Raw genomic sequence first — 20,682 nt, 5'->3', positions numbered from 1 at the left:
GTAGTGTTAAGCCGAAATCACATGAGAGGGACAGCTGTGATGACCACATTCCTGAAACATCTGAGCGGTTTTCTGATCGGCCTGTCGCTGACGGCGGGAACGATGGCCCCGGCCTTCGCCGACACGACGCTGCTCAACGTCTCCTATGATCCGACGCGTGAGTTCTACAAGGAATACAACACCGCCTTCGCCAAGCACTGGAAGGACGAGACCGGCGAGGACGTCACCGTCCAGCAGTCCCACGGCGGCTCGGGCAAGCAGGCCCGCGCGGTGATCGACGGCCTCGACGCCGACGTCGTGACGCTGGCGCTCGAAGGCGACATCGACGCGATCGCGAAGAACACCGGCAAGATCCCGGCCGACTGGCGCAAGCGCTTGCCGAACAATTCCTCGCCTTACACCTCGACGATCGTCTTCCTCGTCCGCAAGGGCAATCCGAAAGGCATCCACGACTGGGGCGACCTGGTGAAGGGCGACGTCCAGATCGTCACCCCGAACCCGAAGACCTCCGGCGGCGCCCGCTGGAACTACCTCGCCGCCTGGGCCTGGGCCCACAAGGAATTCGGCGGTGACGAAGCGAAGATCAAGGAATATGTCGCCGAGATCTTCCGGCGCACCCCCGTCCTCGACACCGGCGCCCGCGGTTCCACCGTCACCTTCGCCCAGCGCGAGATCGGCGACGTGCTGATCGCCTGGGAGAACGAGGCCTATCTGGCGGCCAAGGAATTCGGCGACGACGCCTTCGATATCGTCGTGCCGAAGCTCTCGATCCTCGCCGAGCCGCCGGTGACCGTCGTCGACGGAAACGTCGACGCCAAGGGTACCCGCAAGCAGGCCGAGGCCTACCTCGAATATCTCTACTCGCCCGAAGGCCAGGCGCTCGCCGCCAAGCACTTCTATCGCCCCTCGAAGCCGGAGCTCGTTCCCGCCGACCAGCTGACGCTGCCGAAGCTCGATCTCGTCACGATCGACGACCCGATCTTCGGCGGCTGGGCCAAGGCGCAGCCGACCCACTTCGGCGACGGCGGCATCTTCGACCAGATCTACAAGCCCGCCAGATAACCGGCGATCCTCCCCAATCGGCAAGCCCCGGCCTTCCGAAGGCCGGGGCTTGTCGCCGGATGAATTGAAGGCATGATAGAAGACACGACGGGGCGATGGCGGGAAAATTCATGAAGAACTGGCGACAGCCGAGCATCTTGCCGGGCTTCGGCCTGACGCTCGGCTATACGATCTTTTACCTGACGGCGATCATCCTGATCCCGCTCGCGGCGCTCGTCTGGCGCTCGGCCTCGCTCGGCTGGGACGAATTCGTCGCCATCGCCCTCGACGAACGCACGCTGCAGGCGCTGAAGGTGAGCTTCGGCTGCTCGCTCATCGCCGCGTCGATCAACGCCGTCTTCGGCGTCGTCACCGCCTGGGTGCTGGTGCGCTACGAATTTCCCGGCCGCCGCCTGCTCGACGCGATCATCGACTTGCCGTTTGCGCTTCCGACGGCGGTCGCCGGCATCTCGCTCGCCGCGCTCTACGCGCCGAAGGGCTGGGTTGGTTCGCTGTTTGCGCCGCTCGGCATCAAGATCGCCTTCACGCCGCTCGGCATCGTCGTGGCGCTCGTCTTCGTCGGCTTGCCCTTCGTCGTGCGGACCGTCCAGCCGGTCATGCAGGAGATCGACCGCGAGGTCGAGGAGGTCGCCGCGACGTTGGGGGCGAACCGCTTCCAGACGATCGCCCGTGTCATCCTGCCCGGTCTCGTACCGGCGATCCTCACCGGTTTCGCGCTCGCCTTCGCACGCGCCGTCGGCGAATACGGCTCGGTCATTTTCATCGCCGGCAACATCCCCTACGTTTCGGAGATCGCGCCGCTGCTGATCGTCATCCGGCTGGAGGAGTTCAACTATGCCGGCGCCACCTCGATCGCCTGCATCATGCTGATCATCTCCTTCGCCATGCTGCTGCTGATCAATCTTCTGCAGATGTGGAGCCGCCGGAGGTACACCAATGTCCGCTAAAGCCGCCGAAACCCGCGCCTCCTTCCACGAGGCGGCCAGCGAGACCGCCGGCTGGCGCTTCGTGCTCACCGCCGTTGCAGTCGCCTTCATGGCCCTCGTCGTCCTGCTGCCGCTCGTCCTCGTCTTCGTCGAGGCCTTCCGCAAGGGCACGTCCGAGTTCGTCGCGGCCCTTGCCGAGCCGGACGCACTCTCGGCGATCCGGCTGACGCTCACCGTCGCGGCGATCGCCGTGCCGCTGAACCTCGTCTTCGGCATTGCCGCCGCCTGGGCGATCGCCAAGTTCGAGTTTCGCGGCAAGGCCTTCCTGACCACGCTGATCGACCTGCCGTTCTCGATCTCGCCGGTCATTTCCGGCCTCGTCTACGTGCTGCTCTTCGGGTCGCAGAGCCTCGTCGGCCCCTGGCTCAAGAGCCACGGCGTCGAGATCATCTTCGCCGTGCCGGGCATCGTGCTCGCCACCGTCTTCGTCACCTTCCCCTTCATCGCCCGCGAACTGATCCCGCTGATGGAACAGCAGGGCGCCGGCGACGAGGAGGCGGCGATCTCGCTCGGCGCCACCGGCTGGCAGACCTTCCGCTATGTAACGCTCCCGAACATCAAGTGGGGCCTGCTCTACGGCGTGCTCCTCTGCAACGCCCGCGCGATGGGCGAGTTCGGCGCCGTCTCGGTCGTCTCCGGCCATGTCCGCGGACTGACCGAGACCATGCCGCTCCACATCGAGGTTCTCTACAACGAATACAATTTCGTCGCGGCCTTCGCCGTCTCGACGCTTCTCGCCCTGCTCGCCCTCGTCACGCTCGCGCTCAAGACCATTCTGGAGCTGCACTACGGCGAGGAAATTGCAGCCAGCCGCAAACATTGAAAGGCCTTCGTGAATGGATGTCACCATCACCAATATCCGCAAGGAATTCGGACAGTTCCCGGCTCTGCACGACGTTTCGCTTTCCGTCGGCTCCGGTGAGTTGATCGCGCTCCTCGGCCCCTCCGGCTCCGGCAAGACGACGCTCCTGCGCCTGATCGCCGGGCTTGAACAGCCGACCGCGGGCCAGATCTTCTTCGGCGACGAGGATGCCTCGCTGAAGAGCGTGCAGGAGCGCCATATCGGCTTCGTCTTCCAGCACTACGCGCTCTTCCGCCACATGACGGTCGCCGAAAACGTCGCCTTCGGCCTCAAGGTACGCCCCGGCGCCACCCGCCCGCCGGCTGCCGAAATCCGCCGTCGCGTCTCCGATCTCCTTGACATGGTGCACCTGAGCGGGCTCGACAAGCGCTATCCCGCCCAGCTTTCCGGCGGCCAGCGCCAGCGCGTGGCGCTCGCCCGCGCCATGGCGATCGAACCGACCGTCCTGCTGCTCGACGAGCCCTTCGGCGCACTCGACGCCAAGGTCCGCAAGGAGCTTCGCCGCTGGCTGAAGGAGTTCCACGACCGCACCGGCCACACCACCTTCTTCGTCACCCACGACCAGGAGGAGGCGCTCGAACTCGCCGACCGCGTGGTGGTGATGAGCCAGGGGACGATCGAGCAGGTCGGCACGGCGGACGACGTCTACGACCGCCCGAACAGCCCCTTCGTCTTCTCCTTCATCGGCGATTCCTCCAGCCTGCCGGTCTCGGTCAAGGATGGCGCCGTGCTCTTCGAGGGCAAGCGGATCGGGATCAGTGACGACGGGCCGGATGGCGAGGGCAGCATCTTCTTCCGCCCGCAGGACGTCGTGGTCGTCGCCGACGGCGATGCGCTTCGCGGCCGGGTGATCGCGAGCCGGCGTCTCGCCGGCACCCGCATCGCCGAAGTCGACATCTCGACCAACGGCACCGGGCACCACATCGAGATCGAGGTACCGCTGGAGGCCAATGTCGCCGTCGGCGGCGATATCCGCTTCCGCCTGCAGCACTGGAAGCTGTTCCGGTAGCGGCAGGCGGGGACGAGCTCACACCAGGAAGATCGAAATGATCGGAAAGGCCGTGAGGACGACGATGCGCAGCAGGTCGGCCGTCACGAACGGCACGATCCCGCGGTAGGTCTCGCGGATTTCGACGTCCCTTGCCATGCCCGAGATGATGAAGAGGTTGAGCCCGACCGGTGGGGTAATCATGCCGATCTCGGCGACCATCAGCACCAGGATACCGAACCAGATCGCGAAATGTTCAGGGCTGAGGCCGAAGTCCATGGCGGTGACGATCGGGAAGAAGATCGGCACGGTGAGCACGATCATCGACAGCGAATCCATGATGCAGCCGAAGATGATGTAGAGCACCAGGATGATGACGAGCACCGTCATCGGGGCAAATCCCTGCGCTGTCACCCATTCCGCCCCCACCTGCGGCAGGCGGGAGAAGGCGAGGAAGGAGTTGAACACCGAGGCGCCGAGCACGATGAAGAAGATCATGCCGGTCGAAACCGCCGTGTCCTTGAAGCAGGCGAGCAGCGACCTGCGGTCGAGGCCACCCTTCGCCCAGGCGACGAGGCCCGCGCCGCCGGCGCCGATCGCGGCGGCCTGCGTCGGCGTGAACCAGCCGAGATAGATGCCGCCGACGACGAGGAAGAAGATCGCCGCGACCGGCCAGACGGCGATGAGCGCCGGAACCCGCTCGGCCCAGGGGATGCGCGCGGCGTGGCCGGCGCTTTCGGGCTTCACCCGCACGTAGATCGCAATCACCACCAGATAGGAGAAGGCGGCGAGCAGTCCCGGCACGAAGGCGGCGAGGAAGAGCTTGGCGATGTTCTGCTCGGCGAGGATCGCATAGATGACGAGCACGACGGAAGGCGGAATGAGGATGCCGAGCGTGCCGCCGGCGGCGAGCGTCGCGCTTGCAAGCCCCCCCGAATAGCCGTTGCGCTTCAGCTCCGGCAGCGCCACCTGCGCCATGGTCGCGGCGGTCGCGAGCGAGGAGCCGCAGATGGAGCCGAAGCCGGCGCAGGCGCCGACGGCCGCCATCGCGACGCCGCCCTTGCGGTGCCCGAGAAAGGCGGCCGCGGCGTTGAACAGTGCCTGGCTCATGCCGCCCCGGGCGGCGAACTGGCCCATCAGCAGGAAGAGCGGGATGATCGACAGCGAGTAGTTGGCGTTCGTTGCCCAGGAGATCGCCTTCATCTGCGAGAGGATCGGCGTCCACTTGCCGAGCACGATGTAGGTTCCGACGACGCCGGTGCCGAGCATGGCCGCGGCGATCGGAACGCGCATGAAGATGAGGAGAATGAGGACCGGAAAGGACCAGAGACCGATTTCGACGCTGCTCATCAGTGGCTACCCATGGAGACGACGATCGTGTTGCCGTGGCGGAGCGACCGAAGATCGGCGGCGACGACGAAGGGACAGATGAGGAGATTGGCGAGCATCAGCACGAAGGCGGCGGCAAAGCCCCACCAGACGGGAAGCAGCAGCAGCGGGGTCGTCTCGCCGTTGGCGTACTTGTCGAGAAACCCGATGCCGTGCCGCCAGGTGAGCACCGCAAAGAGCACGGCGACGATGAGATCGCCGGCAAGCTGGGCGTAGTCCATCGCCTTGCCGCCGAAGGCGCTCATGACGAGATCGACGCCGACATGGCCGCGCTTCAGCTGGCAATAGGGCAGGAAGGCGAAGACCGCCAGCCCGCAGAGCGCCTCGACGAGTTCGATCTCGCCGGGAAGCGGGCGGACGGTCAGGCTGCCGGCGATCGAAAGGCCGGTGAGGAGGCAGGCGAGGACGAGGCAGGCGCCGCCGAAGACGACGAGCGTGGTCGCGAGCCGTCCGGCCCGGCGTTCCCAGCGCCCGAATGTGGAATTGGTTTCGATGGCCATGTCTCCCCCGATGTCTTCCTCGATCCGGACGATCGGTACCTGTGATGCGAAAAGAATAGGGCCGGGATGCCGCCGTGGCGATCCCGGCCCGCCGCAGCTTACTTGCTGTACTGGTCGATCAGCGCAACGGCGTCGTTGTAGAGCGTCGTGCCGTCGAGGCCCTTGGCGTCCATGTCGGCGATCCACGCCTTGGTCACGCTCTCGCCGGCGGTCCGCCAGCGGGCGGTCTCCGCCTCGTCGAGGGTGATCGTCGTGTTGCCGGCCTTGTCGGCGATCTCCTTGCCGCGGATGTCACCCTGATCCATGGCGACGCCGAACTGCCGGGCGAGCTCTCGTCCGGAATTGTCGTCGATCACCTTCTTGAGGTCGTCCGGGAGGGCATCATAGCTGTCCTTGTTCATCGCGAACAGGAAGGTGCCGGTATAAAGGCCGTTCTTGCCGGAAAAGGCGGTGTGGTTCGGTGCGAGTTCGGCAATCTTGATCGCCGGCGTCACCTCCCACGGAACGACGGTGCCGTCGATGACGCTCTTCGACAGGCTCTCCGGAACCGCCGTCACCGGCATGCCGATCGCCGAGGCGCCCATCGCCTCGAGCATCTGGTTGACGACCTTGGAGGTGCCGCGCAGCTTCAGCCCGTTCATGTCCTCGAGTGATTTCACCGGCTTGGAGCCGATCGTGTGGATGAGGCCGGGGCCGTGGGTATGGACGGCCAGCACATGGTAGTCCTGCAATTCGTCCTTCAGGTGCTTTTCGTAGTAGTCGTAGAAGGCGAGCGAGCTCGCCTCGCCCGTCGTCACCATGAAGGGCAGTTCGAAGGCCTCCGATTTCGGGAAGCGGCCGGGCGTATAGCCGATGACGGTCCAGATCAGGTCGACGACACCGTCCTTCACCTGGTCGACGAGTTCGGACGGCTTGCCGCCGAGCTGCATCGCCGGATAGAGCTCGACCTCGATGCGGCCGCCCGAATCGGCCTTGACCTTCTCCGCCCAGGGGGTCAGCACCTTGGCGGGAATGGTCGCCTGCGGCGGCAGCATCTGGTGCAGCCTGAGGACGACATCCGCCGCAAAGGACGCGGTGGCGGACAGCGTGAGTGCGAGACCGGCGAGCCCGGTCATAATGGTCTTGTGAAGCATGTTCTCCTCCCAAAGCATGCGGACATGGCGCAAAGCGGATTCCGGTTCTCTCCCTGTTGCCGGTGCCGTGCCGCAAGCTGTGCCCGCACGGAACCGCCGTTTCCCGGCAATCCTCCTGATGATCATGCTTGCAGAAGTCCGCCGCGTCATCAAATAACGTTATGATCCGAAATCATAACTGTTCTGGTATGAAAAACCGCCTTTCAGGGCGTTTTACCTACCGTTGTGCTTCTGGCTTCTCCTGACGGACCTCGTTGCGGCCGCGGCTGGCGGCGCCAGTGGATGGGACCACAAGCGCGTTCGTCGCGGCGCGGACCGTTGCCTTCGCGACGCTTTCGGGATGCGACAACCACTACCGGAATCTTGGGGTTATATTTCCGCTTTAGTTGTGCTCTGCTAGGCGGCAGGGGTGTTGTGTACCAAGCTAGGGGAAACGCACGATGGTTGTCGTCAGTACATTCAATGTCGAAAATCTGTTCTCGCGTCCGAAGGTTCTCAACATGGCGGACCATGCGCAGGCGGCGGAGATACTGAAGCGCGTCAACCGGCTTTCCGAACTGCTCGACATGCGCAACTACCGTCCGTATGCCGACGAGATCCGGGCGCTCTACGTCGAGCTCAAGGACTACGTGACCATCAACATCCGCTCCTCGCGGGTCGGCCGCAACATCTTGACGGCGGACGGCGACCTGATCGCCAAGGGGCGGGAGGACTGGGACGGCTTCGTCGACCTCGAACGCGAGCGCTTCAGCGAGGAGCAGATCCGGTTCACCGGCAAGGTGATCAAGGAGGTCGAGCCGGACATCCAGTGCTTCGTCGAGGTCGAGAGCGCCGGCACGCTGGCCCGGTTCAACACCGACATCCTGAACTCGTGGTTCAAGGACAAGATCGTCGTCGACGGCAACGATCCGCGCGGCATCGACGTGGCGCTCGCAAGCCGCGCCCTCTATCCGATCAGGACGGCGAAGACCAATGTCTTCGCGCGGGATTCCGAAGGGGTCATCTTCTCCCGCGATTGCCTCGAAGTGGAGATCGACATCGACGGGCGGTCGCTCTACATCCTGGTCAACCATTTCAAGGCGAAGGACGCGACGCCGGCCGTCTCGGACCACAAGCGCATGCGCCAGGCGAAGGAGGTCGCTCAGATCCTGAAGACCCGCTACGACCTTTCGAAGGACCTCGTCCTGGTCGCCGGTGACTTCAACGACGAGCCGGACAGCGGCCCGCTGGAGCCGCTTCTCGCCGCCCCGGAACTCACCAATGTCCTCGATGTCCTCGACTGGCCGGCAGACGATCGCTGGACCTACTATTACGGCAAGAAGCACGAGCGCAACGCGATCGACTACATCCTCGTTTCGGATGCGCTGAAGCCCTTCGTCAAGCGGGCGGGCTTCGAGCGCCGCGGCATCGCCGGCCTCGACGAGATCACCGGCGGTGCCGAGAGCTCCTTCCCCGGCATCACCAGCTGGAAGCTCGCGGCTTCCGACCATGCCGCGCTCTGGGTCGAACTCGACCTCTGAGAACCGGCGGCCGCGCAGCCCCGCGAGCGGTCAGCGGTCGCTCGTCTCCCAGCGCGGATTGATCCACGGTTCTTGGTTGGAGCGGGGCAGGGGCTGCTTGCCGAGGATATGGTCGGAGGCCTTCTCCCCGGTCATGATCGACGGCCCGTTGAGGTTGCCGTAGGTGATGTCCGGGAAGATCGACGAATCCGCGACACGCAGGCCCTCGACGCCGATCACCCGGCATTCCGGATCGACCACCGACATCGGGTCGTCCTTCGATCCCATCTTGTTCGTGCCGCAGGGATGGTAGGCGCTTTCCAGGTGTTCGCGCAGGAAGGCGTCGATTTGCTCGTCCGTCTGCACATGCTCTCCGGGTTGGATTTCTGAGCCGCGATAGTCGTCGAACGCCTTCTGCCCGAAGATCTCGCGGGTCAGCCGCACGCAATGGCGGAACTTCACCCAGTCTTCCTCGGTGCTCATGTAGTTGAAGCGGATCACCGGATCGTCCATCGGGTCGGGCGAGCGCAGCGTCACCGCGCCGCGCGATTTGGAGTGGTTGTAGCCGACATGCACCTGGAAGCCGTGGCTCTTCGCCGCCGCCTTGCCGTCGTAGGAGATGGCGACCGGGAGGAAGTGATACTGGATGTCCGGTTGTTTCACGCCCGGCGCCGAGCGCACGAAGGCGCAGCTCTCGAACTGGTTCGAGGCGCCGAGGCCGGTGCCGGAGAACAGCCATTGCGCGCCCGCGACCCCCTGCCAGAACCACGGCAGCCACGAATAGAGCGAGACCGGCTTCGTCGCGACCTGCTGGAAATAGAACTCCATATGATCCATGAGGTTGGCGCCGACGCCCGGACGGTCGGCGACGACCTCGATGCCCATTTCCTTCAGATGCGCCGCCGGGCCGATGCCGGAGAGCATCAGGAGCTTCGGCGAATTGAAGGCCGATGCCGAGACGATCACCTCGCGGTTGGCGCGCACCACCTCTGTTCTGCCGGCGCGCTCGATCTCAACGCCGACAGCGCGGCCGTTTTCGATCATGATCTTGCGGGCGAAGCAGCGCACCAGTTCGACATTCGGCCGCTTCAGTGCGGGTTTGAGATAGGCATTGGCGGCGGACCAGCGGCGCGACTTCCAGATGGTCTGCTCCATCAGGCCGAAGCCTTCCTGCTTCTCGCCGTTATAGTCGTCCGTGGTTTCGAAGCCGGCCTGCTTGCCCGCCTCGACGAAGGCCTTGAACAGCGGGTTCTTTACCGGCCCGCGCTGCACATGCAGCGGTCCGTCGGTGCCGCGCCAGCCTTCCTGGCCGCCGTGGGAATTTTCCATGCGCTTGAAGTAGGGCAGCACGTCGGCATAGCCCCAACCCTTGGCGCCGGCCTCTTCCCAGCGGGTGAAGTCTTCCGCCGAGCCGCGCACATAGACCATGCCGTTGATCGAGGACGAGCCGCCGATCACCTTGCCGCGCGGCGCGGTGATGCGCCGGTTGTTGAGGTTCGGCTCGGGCTCGGAGAGATAGCCCCAGTTGTAGCGCTTCATGCTCATCGGCCAGGCGAGCGCCGCCGGCATCTGGATGAACGGCCCGGCGTCCGACCCGCCGTATTCGAGCACCATGACGGTGTGCTTGCCGTCTTCCGACAAGCGATAGGCCATGGCCGATCCGGCCGACCCGGAACCGATGATGATGTAGTCTGCGTTCTGCATGGTGTTGGCCCGCTTAAGCTCTGTTAGGCATGGTTGAAATTTTCAGCGCCGGATGACGTGTGTCGGTTGAAATTTCGAAGTGTCGATGCGACCTCTTTGGGACAGTCGTATCAAAGGTTGTGCGCATCGAATGGCCGAGGAAGGCTTTCAGGATAAACTGCTGCGAAAGCTGAGCGTGATCGAGCATGCCCGGCTGGCCGACGAGGATAAGCGCATGCGGAATGCGCCGCCGGCCAGAAGCACGTTTGTGCACGACTTCTGGAACGACTTCTCGCGAGGGATGCGACGGGGATTTTGGAAGCATCTGCTCGCCGCCGCGGCGATCTATGCATTCGTTCTGCTTGGCGTGCTGGCTGGCCACGTGTCCGGCCTGCTTTTCGTCATCTGGCTGGCTGTGGCCTGCGGTCTCTTGGTCTATGTGGCCGGCAAGATCCTGCACATCTTCTATGTGGTAACCGCTGCCTTGGTGACCTTTGCCACTTGGAAGAGCACGCGGTAACGCAACAAACATCAGACTGTAGCTAGATTTTTCGAAGCCGGCGGTGTTTGTCATGATGTGAGGCCAGGAGTTGCTTGGCTAGACTGGAAGTTGAGGTTGGATAAAGACGCATGGCCAACGAGCGCTTCACCAGCAAGCTCATTAATCGCCTCAAAAACATGGAGCTTACCGAAGCTGATGCGTCGCGCCGTCGAGAACAGGCGGCCACCGGCAGGAACATCTACCGGGATCGCCGCGAAGTCCGCTCCATTTTTTACAGAATGCGAATGTGGCGGCTTCGGGCACGCTTCTTCGCGGTCGGCGTGTTCTTGGGCCTTCTGATACACGAGGTTACCGGCATCGGTCTGCTCTCTTCCGTAGGAGCCTGTGCTGTCTGCAGCACGCTCGTCTTCGAAAGCCACATGCAGCGCAAGCGGCAACGGGAGAGGCATCTCGATTGAGATGCCAGCTGTCCGGCTAGACGTTATCAATACGGTGCCTCGCACTTGCCCATGCCGACATAGACCGTCTTCAGCTCGGTATAGTGCTCCAGCGCGGCGGCTGAATTCTCGCGCCCGAAGCCGGATTGCTTCGATCCGCCGAACGGCATCTCGACCGGGCAGAGATTGTAGGTGTTGATCCAGAGCGTGCCGGCTTCGAGTTCGTCGACCACCCGGTGTGCACGGGAGATGTCGGCGGTGAAGACACCGCCGGCGAGGCCGAATTCGGTGGCGTTGGCCCGCGCGATCACATCCGCCTCATCGTCGAAGTCGAGCACGCACATCACCGGGCCGAAGATCTCTTCCCTGGCGATCGTCATGTCGTCGGTCACGTCGGCAAATACGGTCGGCTGGACGAAGTAACCTTCGCCGGAGACGTTGTTCGGAATGCCGCCGCCGGTGACGAGCGTGGCGCCCTCGGCCTTGCCCTTGGCGATGTAGCCGAGCACCTTCTCGCGCTGCGCCCAGGAAACGAGCGGCCCCATCTGGGTCGCCTCGTCCTGCGGGTCGCCGATCGCGATCGCCTCGGTCCGTTCCTTGAGCCGGGCCAGGAACTTGTCCTTGATGCCCGTGTGCACGAAGACCCGTGTGCCGTTCGAGCAGACCTGGCCGGTCGAATAGAAGTTGGCGAGCATGGCGCCGGAGATCGCGCTTTCCACGTCGGCGTCGTCGAAGATGATCAGCGGCGACTTGCCGCCGAGTTCCATGGTGACGTGCTTCAGCTGTGCCGCGGCAGCGCCCGCCACCTTGCGGCCGGTCGGCACCGAGCCGGTCAGCGACACCTTGGCGACGTCCGGATGGCTGACGAGCAGCGGACCGGTGTCGCGGTCGCCCTGGATGACGTTGTAGACGCCCTTCGGAAGTCCGGCCTCGATCAGGATTTCGGCGATCTTCAGCGCCCCGAGCGGGGTCACCTCCGACGGTTTGAACACCATGGCATTGCCGGCGGCCAGCGCCGGCGCGCCCTTCCAGCAGGCGATCTGCTGGGGATAGTTCCAGGCGCCGATGCCGACGACGACGCCGAGCGGCACCCGCTTGGTGTAGGCCCAGTCGGAGCCGAGCGGAATCTGGCTGCCGTTCAGCGCCGTTGCGGCGATGCCGCCGAAGAACTCGAAGCTGTCGGCCCCGGAGGTCGGGTCGGCGACGATCGTCTCCTGGATCGGCTTGCCGGTGTCGAGCGTTTCAAGCTCGGAGAGTTCACGATTGCGCTCGCGCATGATCTCGGCGGCCTTCTTCAAGACGCGCCCGCGCGCCGTCGGGCTCCACGAGGCCCATTCCTTCTGCGCGCGCTTGGCCGAGGCGATCGCCTTCTCGACGATCGCCGGCGTCGCGGCGTGCAGCCTTGCGATCACCTCGCCGGTCGCCGGGTAGATGCTCTCGATGACGGTGCCGCCGGTATCCTCGACATATTCCCCGTCGATGAAGTGGGAGGCTTTCGGTTGGGCTTTCATGTCCTGTCTCCTGACGGGGTGGTGGCTTCCACCTCCCCCTCGAGGGGGGAGGTCGCCGCGAAGCGGCGGGTGGGGGTGATCTCGGTCTCAGGCTTCGCTGCGGTCATTACGGCTCACCCCACCCCGGACCTGCGGTCCGACCCTCCCCCTCGAGGGGAGGGTGGGAGGCGAGCTGCCCCGCCACATAGTCCTCGACGAGCGCGACGGAGGCATCAATCGACAGCGGCGCGGCTTTCAGAGATTGCCGGATGTAGAGCCCGTCGATCATCGCGGCCGCGCCGTCGGCGATGCGGCTTGCGTCATCGACGGGGCAGAGCGGCAGAAGGCCGGACATCAGGTTGGAGTGCAGCCGCCGCGCATAGAGCGCAAGCAGCCGGCGCACCTCTTCGGAGCGCTGCGCCTCCGAATAGAAGGCGAGCCAGGCGGCGACCGTCTCGGGGGCGAACTGGTCGGCGTGGAAGCTGACCCGGATCACTGCCGAAACCCGCTCGCGCGGCGTCTGCGCGCGGCGGAGTGCCTCGGCCGCATCGCGATGGAGCGCCTGCAGCAGGTTGCGGATCGTCGCGATCAGCAGCTGGTCCTTGCTGCCGAAATAGTGATGCGCAAGCGCCGGCGACACGCCGGCCTCGCGGGCGATCTCCGACATGGTCACGGCAAGCGATCCATGATGGCCGATCGCCCGGAGTGCGGCGTCGACAAGCGCCTTGCGGCGCACCGGCTCCATTCCGACCTTGGGCATTGCTCTCTCCAGAATTTTCGCGATTTTATTTTTGATTGACTGATCAATCAACAAAAATCTGACCGCTCGGCGGCAACTCGACCGGAGCCGGGAAGGGCAGCGCACCGCGCCCGTCCTGTCGGTTGTCCACAGCCTGGTCCTGCAACTCTTTCAATGACTTTGCCCGCGCCCGGTGCTATCGTCGCGGAGACACAGGAGGGTGCTGCCATGATTGACGATCTCGGGCCTGTCCGTTTCCCCGAACTGCGCGCCAAATGGGGCTGGCTTCTCGCCCTCGGCGTGATCACGCTGATCCTCGGGGGCCTTGCTCTTGCCAATCTCTTCCTCGCGACCATCGCCTCGGTCTATTACATCGGCGCGCTGATGCTGGTCGGCGGCGTCCTGCACCTCATCCACGCCTTCCAGGTGAAGGGCTGGGAGGCGGTGCTCTTCTGGGCGCTGAGCGGTGTTCTCTATACGCTCGCCGGCATCATGACCTTCCAGAACCCGCTGCTGGCCTCCGCCGTGCTCACGCTGCTGATCGGGCTGGCACTCATCGCTGCGGGCATCTTCCGTCTCTGGGCGGGCTTGAAGCTCAAGGGCACGAGCGGCTGGCGCTGGCTCGCCTTCAGCGGTGCGGTGACCATCCTCGCCGGCTTCGTCATTGCCATGGGCTGGCCGGTGAACAGCCTCTGGGTGCTCGGCCTCTTCCTCGCCATCGACCTCCTGATGCAGGGCTGGTCGATGATTGCGCTGGCGCTTGCGATCCGCGCCTGACCGCCACTAAAGTTTCATCTAATTGTCATCTTCGGGAAAGGGTTTCTTGACGAATTTCCCCGAGCCTTCCGGCCAAAAGAACAAGGCCTTGCTCGGAGAAAACTCACATGATCGCCAGCGTTGCCACGGAAGCGGGGAATGTGCGCCGCTTCGCCAAGGATCAATTGCTGACGCTTGCGAAACTCGTCGTCGAAAACGCCCTGCAGCCGATCGTGGAGATCGGCACCGGGGAGGTCTTCGGCTATGAGAGCCTGATGCGCGGCCACGAGCGCCTCGGCTTCAACTCGCCGCTCGAAATGCTCGACCAGGCGGAAAGTGCGGGCGATCTCCTCGCCTTCGAGCAGATGGTCGCAAGCCGGGCGCTGGCAAAGTTCTCGGCGGTGCCGAATTTCGCCGGCCACACGCTCTTCCTCAATCTCGACGTCCGGCTGATCCCGCACGGCGACCAGTTGCTCGACACGCTGCTCGAACACCTGCGCAAGGCCAATATCCCGCCGTCCTCCGTCTGCTTCGAGCTTTCCGAACGCTTCGACAATACGAGCGTCCCGCAATTCGCCGAACTCGTCGCGCGCATGCGCCGCTCGGGCTTCAAGCTCGCGATCGACGATTTCGGCGTCGGCCACGGCGAGATGAAGCTGCTCTGCGACTTCCCGATCGACTACGTGAAGATCGACCGCCATTTCATCGCCGGCCTCGACGAGAACCCGCGCAAGCGCCACCTCGTCCGCAACATCGTCAGTTTCTCCCACGTGCTCGGCGTCCGGGTGATCGCCGAAGGCATCGAGACGGAGGGCGAGTTCCTCGCCTGCCGCGAATTCGGCGTCGACCTCGTCCAGGGCTGGTACATCGCCCGGCCGTCGACCCTGATTGCCGAGCTCAAGCCCTCCTTCCACCACCTGCAGGATGTCGGCAAGGCCCGCCGCAGTAGCCAGTCGCTGGACGAGATCCTGATCCGCCGGCAGATCGAGCTTCTGCCGACGGTCTACGAGCATGAAGGTATCGACAGCGTCTTCGATCTCTTCCGGCGCAATCCGCAGCAGTCGTTCTTTCCGGTGCTGAACGCCAACAACGAGCCGCGCGGCATCATCTGCGAGGCACCGCTCAAGGAATTCATCTACCGGCCCTTCGGCCGCGACCTCCTGAAGAACAAGGTCTACGAGCGTTCCGTCGCCAATTTCGTCGAGCGCGCGCCGATCGTCGGCCTCGACGCCGACGCCGAGCGGCTGATGTCGATCTTCGCCAACATGGAAGGATCGGACTGCGTCATCCTCACCGAGAACATGCGCTATGCCGGCGTCGTCTCGGCCGCCTCGCTGATCCGCGTCATCAACGAGAAGCAGTTGCAGATCGCCCAGGACCAGAACCCCTTGACCGGGCTTCCCGGCAACCGCGCGATCCGCGACTTCATGCAGGACGCCGCCCGCGACGGCGACGATGTCCGCCACCTCTGCTACTGCGACTTTGACAACTTCAAGCCCTTCAACGATCATTACGGCTTCCACCTCGGCGATCACGCGATCACGCTCTTCGCCGCATTGCTGCGCCGCTATTTCTTCTCGGAGGGCGATTTCCTCGGCCATGTCGGCGGCGACGATTTCTTCATCGGCGTCCGCGACTGGACCCGCGAGGAGCTGACCGAAATCCTCGACCGGCTGCTCTCGGATTTTCACGCCGACGCCGCAGAGCTCTATTCGGCCGAGGACCGGGCGGCCGGCATGATCCGCGGCCACGACCGGCAGGGCAGGGAGCGCGACTTCCCGCTGATGCGCTGCTCGATCGGCGTGCTCGAACTGCCGGCGGACCTCGTCATCGAGGATATCCAGCGCGTCAGCGCCGAGATCGCCGGCATCAAGAAGCGCGCCAAGGAAAGCGAGAGCGGCCTCGCGATCGAGGTTTTCGGCGGATACGGCGGCTGACGCGCGCCGTTCCACCCTCGGCTTGTCGCCTGCCGCGGCAATGAGCCTCCTTTTCACCACAGGCGTGCTGCTCTATGCCATTGCCAGTGAGTGCAAAGAGGAGTTGCCGCCATGACGCTGCCCGCATCGATGTGCTTTGTCGACCTGCCGTCCTACGGCCCGCCGGAGGTGATGGTGCTCGGTTCCTCGGCGCTGCCGAGCCTCGGGCCGGGCGATATCCTGGTCCGTGTCGAGGCGACCGGCGTCAACCGGCCGGACGTCGCCCAGCGGCAGGGCATCTATCCGCCGCCGAAGGGCGCGAGCCCCGTGCTCGGGCTGGAGGTCGCCGGCGAGGTCGTGGCGCTCGGTCACGGCGTCGAGGAATTCGAGATCGGCGACAAGGTCTGCGCGCTCGCGAACGGTGGCGGCTATGCCGAATATTGCGCCGTGCCGGCCGGGCAGGCGCTGCCCTGGCCCACGGGCTTCGACGCGGTGCAGGCCGCCGCACTTCCCGAAACCTTCTTCACCGTCTGGGCGAACCTCTTCCAGATGGCCGGCTTGACCGAGGGCGAGACCGTGCTGATCCACGGCGGCACCAGCGGCATCGGCACGACGGCGATCCAGCTCGCAAAAGCCTTCGGCGCCGAGGTTTTCGCGACCGCCGGTTCGGCGGAGAAGTGCGAGGCCTGCGTGCGGCTCGGCGCCAGGCGCGCCATCAACTACCGCGAGGAGGATTTCGTCGAGGTCATCCGCGCCGAGACCGGCAAGCGCGGCGTGGATACAGTTCTCGACATGATCGGGGCGCGCTATTTCGAAAAGAACCTCGCCTGCCTCGCCAAGGACGGGTGCCTGTCGATCATCGCCTTCCTCGGCGGTTCCACGGTCGAAAAGCTCGATCTCACCCCGATCATGGTGAAGCGCCTGACGATCACCGGCTCGACCATGCGCCCGCGCACGGCCGAGGAAAAGCGCGGCATTCGCGACGAACTCGTCGCCGAGGTCTGGCCGCTGCTCGAGGCCGGCACCGTCACCCCGGTGATCCACAGCGTCCTGCCCTTCGCCGATGTCGCCGAGGCGCACCGGCTGATGGAATCGAGCCGGCACATCGGCAAGATCATCCTGAAGCTTCCCTGATACCCAGGCCGCAACCGGAGGTGTCGACGCTCCGCCGAAGGCCTGTCATGTCCGGTTTCGCAGAGAGCTGCAACGATGCCGTTGCAGACGAGTGCTTGACGCCTTCCCGCAGGCGGGGGAGTGTCGGGCATGACACCGGGAGCCATGGCACAGGGAGCGGTGACGCATGACGGAGGCATTCTCACAGGCAGTTCGCGAGTTCGAGGCGGGGCGGTTCCGCTCGGCCTTGGCGAAAGCCGGTGAGGCGCTCGCCACATCGGGCGGGCAGGACGGGTCGCTGCTTCGCCTGATCGGCGACATCCGCCTGAAGATGGGCGAGCGCATCGAGGCGGCCGACGCCTTCGTGCGGGCGGCGGATGCGTCGGACACGCCAACCGCCGCGCAATGCCTGAGACGTGCGGTCACGCTCTATGCCGCCGAGGGCGCGACGGACCGCATCCTTCCGGTCGGCGCGCGTGCGGCCGGCCTCAATCCGGAGGACCGCGAGCTCGCCTTCGCGGTGGCGAGCGCCTTCTTCAGCCGCGGCCGGCTGCAGGACATGGAGCCGCTGCTCGACCGTCTCGACCGCCGGATCGACCGCCATCTCGCCTTCATCGTCAACCATCACCGGCTGACCGGCCGCTTCGAGGAACTCTGCCGCGAGCTCGACGAGGGCCTGAAGGCGAGCCCGTGGAACTGGTTCCTCAACACCTCCCGTTTCGCCGTCGCCCGGGAGGTGCTGGATTTCGCCACCATGGCCCGGCACGAGGCGCTGATGAAGGAGCCCGACGCGCCGTTTTCGGCGGGCCTGCTTGCCCGCGAGCGGGCGCTCACCCGCCTCATCTGGAGCGAGGACGAGGCGCTCAATGCGCGTCCTTCGCTGGAAACGGCGGGCTATGCCGTGACGCGCCCCTCCGCCGGACACGGCAGGCGTCGGGCCTTTTCCTCGCCCGGTGAAAAGATCCGCATCGGCTATCTCTCCAACGATTTCTACTGTCATCCGATGATGACGCTCTTCCTGCGGGCGATGGCCTCGCACGATTCGGAGCGTTTCGATCTTCGCCTCTTCTCCTATACCGAGCCCCATGCTGCCGCGAAGCAGGAGGAGTGGCCGGAACACCTGCGCCGGGCGGTGATCCCGGTCGGAGAGCTCAGCGACGCTGCGGCTGCCGAACGCATCGACGCCGAGCGGATCGACATCCTCGTCGACCTGAAGGGGCACACGATGGGTGCCCGCCTCGGCATCGTCAATCTCTGCCGCGCCCCGGTGAAGGCGACCTATCTCGGCTATCCGGGCAGCGTCACCGGCGTCGACCTCGACTATGCGATCACCGATCCCGTGGTGACGCCGGAGACGAGCAAGCCCTTCTACGGTGAGATGCTCTGCCGCCTGCCGGAGACCTACCAGGCGAACGACTGGCGGGCGCGGCCGCTGCCGGCCTTCATGGAGCGCGAGGATGCCGGCCTGCCCGAGGATGCCTTCGTTTTCGGCGCCTTCAACGCCCCCTACAAGATCACCCCGCGCACGCTCGCCCTCTGGGCCGAGGTGCTGCGGGCGGCGCCGGATTCGGTTCTCTGGGTGCTCTGCCCGCTGCCGCTTGCCAGACGCAACCTGCTCGCCGCGCTGGAGGCGCAGGGCGTTGCGCGCCCGCGTGTCTTCTTCGCCGAGCGCAAGCCGGGGGCGGCCCATCTCGACCGCCTGCCGCTTGCCGATCTCGGCCTCGACACGCTTCCCTTCAACGGCGGCGCGACGACCGCCGACCTGCTCTGGGCGGGCCTGCCGCTCGTCACCGTCCGCGGGCGGTCCTTCTCCGCCCGCACGTCGGCGAGCCTCCTTCTCGCCGCCGGCCTGCCGGAACTCGTCGCCGAAGACGACCGCGCCTTCGTCGATACCGCAGTCACGCTCGCCCGCGATCCCTTTGCGCTGACCGGGCTTCGCCAGCGCCTCGATGCCGGGCGTTTCATGCGCCCACTCTTCGACGGCGAGCGCTTCACCCGCCATCTCGAACGCGGCTACGAGATGATGGCGGCGCGGGCGCGGGCGGGGCTTCCGCCCGACCATATCGACGTCCCCGCCGATCCGCCGCGCACGGCACCGTTCCACGGTCCGTAAGGGGCGGAGCGCTTCTTTTGGCATTTGCGCTTGTAACGCCGCGGTTCCGCTCCTATCTTCAATCCAACGTCAACGTAACGAAGGGAGGTGATCCGATGTCTAGTGGGATTTCGGTTTGCATGAAGGGCTTGGTCAAGGCGTCGGTCACGACGGGGCAGCCCTCGGCCTGATCCGAGCTTTGATCGGAGCGGCGATACGCCGATCCGGGTCCTTCAGCGGACCAAACTCATGGAAGGACCGCCTCGCGCGGTCCTTTTTTGTTTTTTGGGGTATGCCTTCCCGGTGCATCGCGCGGCCGGATGGTCTATCAACGACGGCAGTCGAAACAGGATCGAGAGCTGCCATGTCGAACCCAGTCACCGTCGAAGTCACCCGTGGCAACCGTGTCGAAAGCCGCCATCGCGGCATCGCCGTCGTGGTCGATGGCGAGGGAGACCTGATCACCGCGGTGGGCGACATCGAGGCGCCGACCTTCCCGCGTTCGGCCTGCAAGGCCATGCAGGCGCTGCCGCTGGTCGAGAGTGGGGCGGCCGATGCCTATGGCTTCGGCAATCGCGAACTGGCGCTCGCCTGCTCCTCCCATTCCGGCGAGGACGCCCATGTCGAGACCGCGGCGGCCATGCTTGCCCGCGCCGGGCGCAGCGTCGAGACGCTCGAATGCGGCGCCCACTGGTCCTTCGACCAGGCGACCCTCATCCATCAGGCCCGCACGCTCGACAAGCCCACGGCCCTTCACAACAATTGTTCCGGCAAGCATTCGGGCTTCGTTTGCGCCTGCTGCCACATGGGCTTCGATCCGAAGGGCTATGTCGGCTACGACCATCCGCTGCAGGCGGAAATCCGCGCCGTCATGGCGGATCTGACCGGCGCGCCGCTTGGCCGCGACAATTGCGGCACCGACGGCTGCTCGATCCCGACCTATGCCGTGCCGCTCGTCTCGCTCGCCCGCGGTTTTTCGAAGATGGCGACGGGCAGGGGGCTCGGTGCCGCCCGCGCCGCCGCCTCCCGCCGGCTCATCGAGGCCTGCATGGCCGAGCCTTTCTATGTCGCCGGCACCAAGCGCCTCTGCACGAAGCTGATGCAGGTGGCGCCGGGCCGGATCTTCGCCAAGACCGGGGCCGAGGGCGTGTTCTGCGCGCTGATCCCGGAGACCGGCGTGTCGATCGCCGTCAAGTGTGAGGACGGCTCCGCCCGCGCCGCCGAGGCCATGGTCGCCGCACTGCTCGCCCGCCAGTTTGACAAGGACAGCGCGGAAGAGGCGGCGCTGCTCGCGATGGCCAACCACGCCATGCGCAACTGGAACGGCCTGCATGTCGGCGACGTGCGGGTGACGGACGCGTTGTTTTCGTGAGGCTCGAGCACCTCACTCCGTCATCCCGGCCTTGAGCCGGGAACCAGCGGGCGAGCGTCCGCGAGCCGAAGAGACTCTTTCCTTGCCGTCGCGCCCAAAGAGTCTCCCCGCGCGATGGACATCGCGCGGCTGGATGCCGGGTCGAGCCCGGCATGACGGAGGA

Annotated in this window: 18 protein-coding genes; 12 read left to right on the top strand and 6 right to left on the bottom strand. The window is 65.3% G+C overall.

Annotation, left to right across the window (positions count from 1 at the left end; genetic code table 11):
* Positions 1–39 precede the first annotated feature (39 nt).
* The 4 genes from EUU22_RS09675 (at position 40) to EUU22_RS09660 (ending at position 3,919) form a co-directional block, all read left to right on the top strand.
* Positions 40–1,062, top strand: a complete 1,023-nt coding sequence (locus EUU22_RS09675) for a sulfate ABC transporter substrate-binding protein (protein WP_129331821.1) — start codon at positions 40–42, stop codon at positions 1,060–1,062.
* A gap of 110 nt (positions 1,063–1,172) precedes the next feature.
* Positions 1,173–2,009 (top strand): sulfate ABC transporter permease subunit CysT, encoded by an 837-nt coding sequence (gene cysT, locus EUU22_RS09670; protein ID WP_165351131.1) that lies wholly within the window; start codon positions 1,173–1,175, stop codon positions 2,007–2,009.
* Positions 1,999–2,871, top strand: coding sequence for a sulfate ABC transporter permease subunit CysW (cysW, locus tag EUU22_RS09665; protein ID WP_129331819.1), 873 nt, complete (start codon positions 1,999–2,001; stop codon positions 2,869–2,871). Before cysT ends, cysW begins: the two co-directional genes overlap by 11 nt.
* Before the next feature lie 13 nt (positions 2,872–2,884).
* Positions 2,885–3,919: a sulfate/molybdate ABC transporter ATP-binding protein gene (locus tag EUU22_RS09660; protein ID WP_129331818.1), complete on the top strand. Its 1,035-nt coding sequence runs from the start codon at positions 2,885–2,887 to the stop codon at positions 3,917–3,919.
* 18 nt (positions 3,920–3,937) lie between these two features.
* On the opposite strand, the gene EUU22_RS09655 is transcribed toward EUU22_RS09660, so the two are convergent.
* The 3 genes from EUU22_RS09655 to EUU22_RS09645 form a co-directional block, all read right to left on the bottom strand.
* Positions 3,938–5,248, bottom strand: a complete 1,311-nt coding sequence (locus EUU22_RS09655) for a TRAP transporter large permease (RefSeq protein ID WP_129331817.1) — start codon at positions 5,246–5,248, stop codon at positions 3,938–3,940.
* Entirely contained in the window at positions 5,248–5,787 is a 540-nt protein-coding gene (locus EUU22_RS09650) for a TRAP transporter small permease (protein WP_129331816.1), read from the bottom strand. The genes EUU22_RS09655 and EUU22_RS09650 overlap by 1 nt, the downstream gene beginning before the upstream one ends.
* Positions 5,788–5,885: 98 nt before the next feature.
* Positions 5,886–6,920, bottom strand: coding sequence for a TRAP transporter substrate-binding protein (locus EUU22_RS09645; RefSeq protein WP_129331815.1), 1,035 nt, complete (start codon positions 6,918–6,920; stop codon positions 5,886–5,888).
* 440 nt (positions 6,921–7,360) lie between these two features.
* Here EUU22_RS09645 and EUU22_RS09640 point away from each other — a divergent pair, with 440 nt between their 5' ends.
* The gene (locus EUU22_RS09640) at positions 7,361–8,440 is read left to right on the top strand and encodes an endonuclease/exonuclease/phosphatase family protein (RefSeq protein ID WP_129331814.1); all 1,080 of its coding nucleotides are present in this window, start codon (positions 7,361–7,363) and stop codon (positions 8,438–8,440) included.
* 30 nt (positions 8,441–8,470) lie between these two features.
* Here the strand turns inward: EUU22_RS09640 and betA are convergent, their stop codons facing one another.
* The gene (gene betA, locus EUU22_RS09635; protein ID WP_129331813.1) at positions 8,471–10,123 is read right to left on the bottom strand and encodes a choline dehydrogenase; all 1,653 of its coding nucleotides are present in this window, start codon (positions 10,121–10,123) and stop codon (positions 8,471–8,473) included.
* A 130-nt stretch (positions 10,124–10,253) separates the two neighbouring features.
* Here betA and EUU22_RS09630 point away from each other — a divergent pair, with 130 nt between their 5' ends.
* Both EUU22_RS09630 and EUU22_RS09625 read left to right on the top strand, forming a co-directional pair.
* Entirely contained in the window at positions 10,254–10,622 is a 369-nt protein-coding gene (locus EUU22_RS09630) for a hypothetical protein (RefSeq protein WP_129331812.1), read from the top strand.
* 110 nt (positions 10,623–10,732) lie between these two features.
* The gene (locus EUU22_RS09625) at positions 10,733–11,062 is read left to right on the top strand and encodes a hypothetical protein (protein ID WP_129331811.1); all 330 of its coding nucleotides are present in this window, start codon (positions 10,733–10,735) and stop codon (positions 11,060–11,062) included.
* A 26-nt stretch (positions 11,063–11,088) separates the two neighbouring features.
* On the opposite strand, the gene betB is transcribed toward EUU22_RS09625, so the two are convergent.
* On the bottom strand, positions 11,089–12,552 hold the full coding sequence (betB, locus tag EUU22_RS09620) for a betaine-aldehyde dehydrogenase (protein ID WP_129331810.1): 1,464 nt from the start codon (positions 12,550–12,552) through the stop codon (positions 11,089–11,091).
* A 106-nt stretch (positions 12,553–12,658) separates the two neighbouring features.
* Positions 12,659–13,291, bottom strand: coding sequence for a transcriptional regulator BetI (gene betI / locus EUU22_RS09615; RefSeq protein ID WP_129331809.1), 633 nt, complete (start codon positions 13,289–13,291; stop codon positions 12,659–12,661).
* Between the two features lie 207 nt (positions 13,292–13,498).
* On the opposite strand from betI, the gene EUU22_RS09610 reads away from it, so the two are divergent.
* The 5 genes from EUU22_RS09610 (at position 13,499) to EUU22_RS09590 (ending at position 20,519) form a co-directional block, all read left to right on the top strand.
* Complete coding sequence (locus EUU22_RS09610; RefSeq protein ID WP_129331808.1) at positions 13,499–14,047, top strand: HdeD family acid-resistance protein; 549 nt, start codon at positions 13,499–13,501, stop codon at positions 14,045–14,047.
* 107 nt (positions 14,048–14,154) lie between these two features.
* Positions 14,155–15,963: a GGDEF domain-containing protein gene (locus tag EUU22_RS09605; RefSeq protein WP_129331807.1), complete on the top strand. Its 1,809-nt coding sequence runs from the start codon at positions 14,155–14,157 to the stop codon at positions 15,961–15,963.
* Between the two features lie 111 nt (positions 15,964–16,074).
* On the top strand, positions 16,075–17,076 hold the full coding sequence (locus EUU22_RS09600) for an NAD(P)H-quinone oxidoreductase (protein ID WP_165351130.1): 1,002 nt from the start codon (positions 16,075–16,077) through the stop codon (positions 17,074–17,076).
* Positions 17,077–17,242: 166 nt separating this feature from the next.
* On the top strand, positions 17,243–19,168 hold the full coding sequence (locus EUU22_RS09595; RefSeq protein ID WP_129331806.1) for an O-linked N-acetylglucosamine transferase, SPINDLY family protein: 1,926 nt from the start codon (positions 17,243–17,245) through the stop codon (positions 19,166–19,168).
* Positions 19,169–19,511: 343 nt separating this feature from the next.
* The gene (locus tag EUU22_RS09590) at positions 19,512–20,519 is read left to right on the top strand and encodes an asparaginase (RefSeq protein WP_129331805.1); all 1,008 of its coding nucleotides are present in this window, start codon (positions 19,512–19,514) and stop codon (positions 20,517–20,519) included.
* Positions 20,520–20,682 lie beyond the last annotated feature (163 nt).

This window comes from Ciceribacter ferrooxidans (assembly GCF_004137355.1).
GTDB classification, from domain to species: Bacteria; Pseudomonadota; Alphaproteobacteria; order Rhizobiales; family Rhizobiaceae; genus Allorhizobium; species Allorhizobium ferrooxidans.
Note: the sequence above shows the minus strand (reverse complement) of the source record. Positions and strands in the feature narration are given on the sequence as shown.